Origin of the sequence: Trinickia sp. (genome assembly GCF_051954495.1) — a bacterium.
Classification (GTDB): domain Bacteria; phylum Pseudomonadota; class Gammaproteobacteria; order Burkholderiales; family Burkholderiaceae; genus Trinickia.
Genome location: NZ_JBQCHR010000074.1, coordinates 1 through 5,703, shown reverse-complemented (window position 1 = coordinate 5,703; position 5,703 = coordinate 1). Strand labels below are relative to the sequence as shown.

The following is a 5,703-nucleotide window of genomic DNA, read 5'->3' as shown; positions in this document are numbered from 1 at the left end:
TACGAGCAAGCACGTCTGGCCGTGCGTTTCGCGCGCAAGTTCACGAACGATGTGGAATTCTCGCCCGAGGACGGCAGCCGCTCGGACATGGATTTCCTGTGCCGCGTGCTCGAGGCCGTGATCGACGAAGGTGCGACGACGATCAACATCGCCGATACGGTCGGCTACGGCGTGCCGGAACTGTACGGCAATCTCGTCAAGACGCTGCGCGAGCGCATTCCGAATTCGGACAAGGCCATTTTCTCCGTTCACTGCCATAACGATCTGGGCATGGCCGTGGCGAACTCGCTGGCCGGCGTGAAGATCGGCGGCGCGCGTCAGGTCGAGTGCACGATCAACGGCCTGGGCGAGCGCGCGGGCAATACCGCGCTCGAAGAGATCGTCATGGCCGTCAAGACGCGCAAGGACTACTTCGGCCTCGATGTCGGCATCGATACGACGCAGATTGTTCCCGCCTCGAAGCTCGTGTCGCAGACGACCGGGTTCGTCGTCCAGCCGAACAAGGCCGTCGTCGGCGCCAATGCGTTCGCGCATGCGTCGGGCATTCACCAGGACGGCGTGCTCAAGGCGCGCGACACCTATGAAATCATGCGCGCCGAAGACGTGGGCTGGACGGCCAACAAGATCGTTCTCGGCAAGCTGTCGGGCCGCAACGCGTTCAAGCAGCGTCTGCAAGAACTCGGCATCGCACTCGAAAGCGAAAGCGAGCTGAATCAAGCGTTCGTGCGCTTCAAGGAACTCGCCGACCGCAAGGCGGAGATCTTCGACGAGGACATCATCGCGATCGTGACCGAGGAATCGGCGGCGGCTCAGGAACGCGAACACTTCAAGTTCGTATCGCTGGCGCAGCACTCCGAGACGGGCGAGCGCCCGCATGCGCGCGTGGTGTTTTCGGTCGACGGCAAGGAGACGGTGGGCGAGGCGCGCGGCAATGGCCCCGTCGACGCGACGCTCAACGCGATCGAGGGCGAGGTGGGCAGCGGCTCGGAGTTGCTGCTCTACTCGGTCAACGCCATCACGACGGGCACGCAGGCCCAGGGCGAAGTCACCGTGCGCCTGTCCAAGAGCGGGCGCATCGTGAACGGCGTCGGCACCGATCCGGATATCGTCGCGGCTTCGGCGAAGGCCTATATCTCGGCGCTGAACAAGCTCAACGCGAACGTCGAGAAAGTCAATCCGCAGGGTATTTGAGCGCCGGGGCGATGCGCGCGAAGGGACGCCGGATCGCCGGCGCTCTTCGCAGTCACCCGCCTTGGTCCCGCATGCCGGCCCTAGAAACCGAAGCGGTGTCGTTCCGGGTCGTGCAGCGGGTCGGGCGTTTTCTGCGTGAGCCGCAGCACGCCTTGCGGGTCGAAATAGAAGTGGTACAGCTGGTACCAGACGTTGTCTTCGAGATAGCGGTAGCTCCACACTTCGCGTTTCATCAGCGGGAAATAGGCCGTCTCGACGGGGCGCCCGAAGTTGACGAGAACATCCTGTTTCGTCCACGTACCAATCTGGGCCTTGTAAAACTCGCTCGGCTGCAGGACTTGCCGCACGGTGACGATTTTCCCCGCGGCGTCCACATCGGCGGCCGTGGTGGTTTCGCCCATGGGCTGCGTAGGCCACATCAGCCGCTTGCCCCCGGTGGGCAGATCGTAGATTTCGCGCGGCGGCCCGAGCCGCGCGACGAGCGCCGATTGATCCTGGCCGGCCGTAAATCCTTGCCACGGCTGCGCGCAGCCCGCCAGCGCGAACGCGCTAGCGCAGGCGAATGCGACGAATAGACGCTTGAGCATGTAATCCTCCGATGACTCCCACGAGCGGCGTTTTATCATGCGCCCGCCCATCTTGGACAGAGGCGACGGGTGAAGATTTGCCCAATGTGCATCTTCGATACGGGGATTGCCGCCGGCTCGACCGAGCGCCGGCCCGCTTGCGAATCGACGCCCTCGCGGCCTATGATCCGCGCTTTCGAACGGCGCGAGATGCAAGCGATGACGAAGCAATGGATGAAATGGGCCGCGATCGCGGGAGCGATGTGCGCATTCGCGCAACCAGCGGCCAACGCGGCGGGTGTCGCGCAAGAAGCGGGGCGCACGCCGATCCGGCTGGCGTTGATCGAGGGGATGTCGGGGCCGTTCGCCGATGCGGGCGCGGCCGTCGAGCGCAACGTTCGGTTCGCGATCGAGCGCGTCAACGCACGTGGCGGCGTGAAACTTCCCGACGGGTCGCATCCGCTCGAACTCGTCGTGCTCGACAGCCAAGGCAGCGTCGAGCAGGCGCTCGTCCAGCAGCGCGTCGCGGCCGATCGCCATATTCCGTTCGTGCTCCAGGGCAACGGATCGGCCGTGGCGGCCGCGCTCGTATCGGCCATCGATAAGCAAAACACGCGGGCGCCCGACAATCGGGAACTCTTCCTGAACTACTCGGCGGACGATCCCGCGCTCACCGGCGCCGCCTGCAGCTTCTGGCATTTCCGCTTCGATGCCCACGCCGGCATGCGGATGAACGCGCTCGCCGACGTGATTGCCCGCGATAAATCGGTCAAGCGCGTCTACCTGCTGAATCAGGATTACAGCTTCGGGCACGACGTCAGCACGCTCGCGCGGGCGGCGCTCGCGGCCAAGCGTCCCGACGTGGCGATCGTCGGCGACGAGTTTCATCCGATCGGGCGCGTCAAGGATTTCACGCCCTACATCGCCAAGCTGCGCGCGAGCGGCGCCGATGCGGTCGTGACGGGCAACTGGGGCAACGATCTGGCGCTGCTCGTGAAAGCGGCGCGCGAACAAGGCTTCGGCGGCAAGTTCTATACGTTCTACGGCAACAGCCTCGATGCGCCCGCCGCGATCGGCGAGGCAGGCGTCGGGCGCGTGCTCGCCGTGGCCGATTGGCACTCGAACGCCGGCGCCGCCGCGGCGCCCGCCGAGCGGCTGCCGGGGGCCGACGCATCGAGTTCGGACGCCTATTACGCCGCCTTCCGGACGCGCTTTCCGGGGGCGCACGACGACTACGCGCTGGCGCGCATCGACGTGATGGTCGAGATGCTGGCCGAAGCCGTCGGCAAGGCGCGCGGAACCGACGCGGCCGCCGTGGCCAAAGCGCTGGAGGGGATGAAGTACGACAATGGCTTCGCCCGGGCGTGGATGCGCGCCGACGACCACCAGCTGATCCAGCCCCTTTACGTGATCGAAATGGACAAGGCGGGGACGCCCGGCGTGCGATTCGACAACGAGGGTTCCGGCTACGGCTTTCGCACGGTGCTGGCGCTCCCGCCGGAAAAGACCGAACCGGCGCGCGAATGCCGCATGAAGCGGCCGTAAGCTGTAACGACCGACCGCAACGAGGGCCATGCCTGCGCCGACGCCCTCAACGGCGGCGCTAACGGCGCCCGGCAGGCGCGCATACCGGGCAGTCTCGCCGAACGCGGCCGTTGTGCTACAATGCGCGCTTCGTCGTAACCCACGGCACGGCCTTTCTTCCGTGACCGCCTGTTTGTTTTAAAGGAAATCAAATGTCCGTTGCAGATATCAAGAAGTCCGACATCGTCGCGCAATTCGCACGCGGCACGAACGACACGGGCTCGCCCGAAGTTCAAGTGGCGCTGCTCACGTCGCGCATCAACGAATTGACGTTGCACTTCAAGTCGCATTCGAAGGATCACCACAGCCGCCGCGGCCTGCTGCGCATGGTGAGCCGTCGTCGTAAGCTGCTCGACTACCTGAAGGGCAAGGACGCCGACCGTTACCGTTCGCTGATCGAGAAGCTGGGTCTGCGCAAGTAAGCGGCCGCCGCCCAATGCAAGATGCCTGTGTCAGTACGCTGATACAGGCATTTTGTTTTTCTACCGACGGCACGCGCTGTGCGCGAGCCGTCGAAACCCAAGCCGTATCGGTCGTACGCCTTGGGCCGCTTCAAAGCAGTCGGTAAAGGCGGGCAGAGCTTTGTGTCATTCCAGCGCGGCGAGTGGGCCGCTGTCGTCGAGCGCGGCGCTGGAATGGCATAACACTCCTCTGCCCGCAGGGCGCCGGCTGTCGGCGCCGTCCCGCGATGCGCATCGTGCGGCGGCGGAATCAGACAAGTGAAGATGAAAAGAGAGAAGGAGTGACTATGTCCATGTTCAATAAGGTCGTCAAAGAATTCAAGTGGGGGCAGCACAACGTTCGCCTCGAAACGGGCGAGGTTGCCCGCCAAGCGTCGGGCGCCGTCATCGTCGACGTTGAAGACACCGTCGTGCTCGCCACCGTCGTGGGCGCGAAGACGGCCAAGCCGGGCCAAGACTTTTTCCCGCTGACCGTCGACTACATCGAAAAGACGTATTCGGCCGGCAAGATCCCCGGGGGTTTCTTCCGTCGCGAGGGCCGTCCGTCCGAGCATGAAACGCTGACGTCGCGGCTGATCGATCGCCCGCTGCGTCCGCTGTTTCCCGAAGGCTTCTACAACGAAGTTCAAGTCGTCATCCACGTGCTGTCGATCAACCCGGAAGTGCCGGCGGACATCCCCGCGCTCATCGGCGCATCGGCTGCGCTCGCCGTGTCGGGCCTGCCGTTCAACGGCCCTGTCGGCGCCGCTCGCGTGGCCTACATCAACAACGAGTACGTGCTGAACCCGACGCGCGCGCAGATCAAGGAATCGAGCCTCGATCTCGTCGTCGCGGGCACCGAGCGCGCCGTGCTGATGGTCGAATCGGAAGCCGATCAACTGCCTGAAGACGTGATGCTGGGCGCCGTCGTGTTCGGTCACGAGCAGATGCAAACGGCGATCGACGCGATTCACGAGCTCGTGCGCGAAGGCGGCAAGCCCGAGTGGGATTGGCAGCCGGCGCCGAAGGACGAAGCGCTGATCGCGCGCGTGACCGAGGTCGCCCATGGCGAACTCGTCGCCGCCTACCAAATGCGCAACAAGCAGCAGCGCTCGGCCAAGCTGAAGGAAGTCTACGCACAAACGAGCGCCAAGCTCGACGAGCAAGCGGCCGCCGCAGGTCTTGCACCGGCCGACAAGACGGCTGTGGGCAACATCTTGTTCGACATCGAAGCGAAGATCGTTCGCAGCCAGATCCTGAACGGCGAGCCGCGCATCGACGGGCGCGACACGCGTACCGTGCGTCCGATCGAAATCCGCACGGGCGTGCTGCCGCGCACGCACGGCTCCGCGCTGTTTACGCGCGGCGAAACGCAGGCGCTCGTCGTCGCCACGCTCGGGACGAAGGGTGACGAGCAGATCATCGACGCGCTCGAAGGCGAGTACCGCGAGCGCTTCATGCTTCACTACAACATGCCCCCGTTCGCGACGGGCGAAACGGGCCGCGTCGGCACGCCCAAGCGCCGCGAAATCGGCCACGGTCGCCTGGCCAAGCGCGCCCTCGTCAAGTGCCTGCCGAGCGCCGAGGAATTCGGCTACTCGATCCGCGTCGTGTCGGAAATCACGGAATCGAACGGTTCGTCCTCGATGGCGTCGGTGTGCGGCGGCTGCCTCGCCCTGATGGACGCCGGCGTGCCGTTGAAAGCGCACGTCGCGGGCATCGCGATGGGCCTGATTCTCGAGGGCAACAAGTTCGCCGTCCTGACCGATATCCTCGGCGACGAAGATCACCTCGGCGACATGGACTTCAAGGTGGCCGGCACGGCCGACGGCGTGACGGCGCTGCAGATGGACATCAAGATCCAAGGGATCACGAAGGAGATCATGCAGGTCGCGCTGGCACAGGCGAAGGAAGGCCGCATG

Annotated in this window: 5 protein-coding genes; 4 read left to right on the top strand and 1 reads right to left on the bottom strand. The window is 64.9% G+C overall.

From position 1 onward, the window contains the following. A partial coding sequence (locus tag ACTHNR_RS10455) for a 2-isopropylmalate synthase (RefSeq protein WP_440547529.1) occupies positions 1 to 1,191 on the top strand: 1,191 nt, incomplete at its 5' end. Between the two features lie 80 nt (positions 1,192 to 1,271). Here the strand turns inward: ACTHNR_RS10455 and ACTHNR_RS10450 are convergent. After that, complete coding sequence (locus ACTHNR_RS10450) at positions 1,272 to 1,778, bottom strand: hypothetical protein (RefSeq protein WP_440547528.1); 507 nt, start codon at positions 1,776 to 1,778, stop codon at positions 1,272 to 1,274. A 198-nt stretch (positions 1,779 to 1,976) separates the two neighbouring features. On the opposite strand from ACTHNR_RS10450, the gene ACTHNR_RS10445 reads away from it, so the two are divergent. From ACTHNR_RS10445 to pnp, 3 genes are all read left to right on the top strand, one after another. After that, positions 1,977 to 3,302, top strand: coding sequence for a branched-chain amino acid ABC transporter substrate-binding protein (locus ACTHNR_RS10445; RefSeq protein WP_440547530.1), 1,326 nt, complete (start codon positions 1,977 to 1,979; stop codon positions 3,300 to 3,302). A gap of 191 nt (positions 3,303 to 3,493) precedes the next feature. Then, positions 3,494 to 3,763, top strand: coding sequence for a 30S ribosomal protein S15 (gene rpsO / locus ACTHNR_RS10440; RefSeq protein WP_440547527.1), 270 nt, complete (start codon positions 3,494 to 3,496; stop codon positions 3,761 to 3,763). A gap of 326 nt (positions 3,764 to 4,089) precedes the next feature. After that, on the top strand, positions 4,090 to 5,703 hold a 1,614-nt coding region (gene pnp, locus ACTHNR_RS10435), incomplete at its 3' end, for a polyribonucleotide nucleotidyltransferase (protein WP_440547526.1).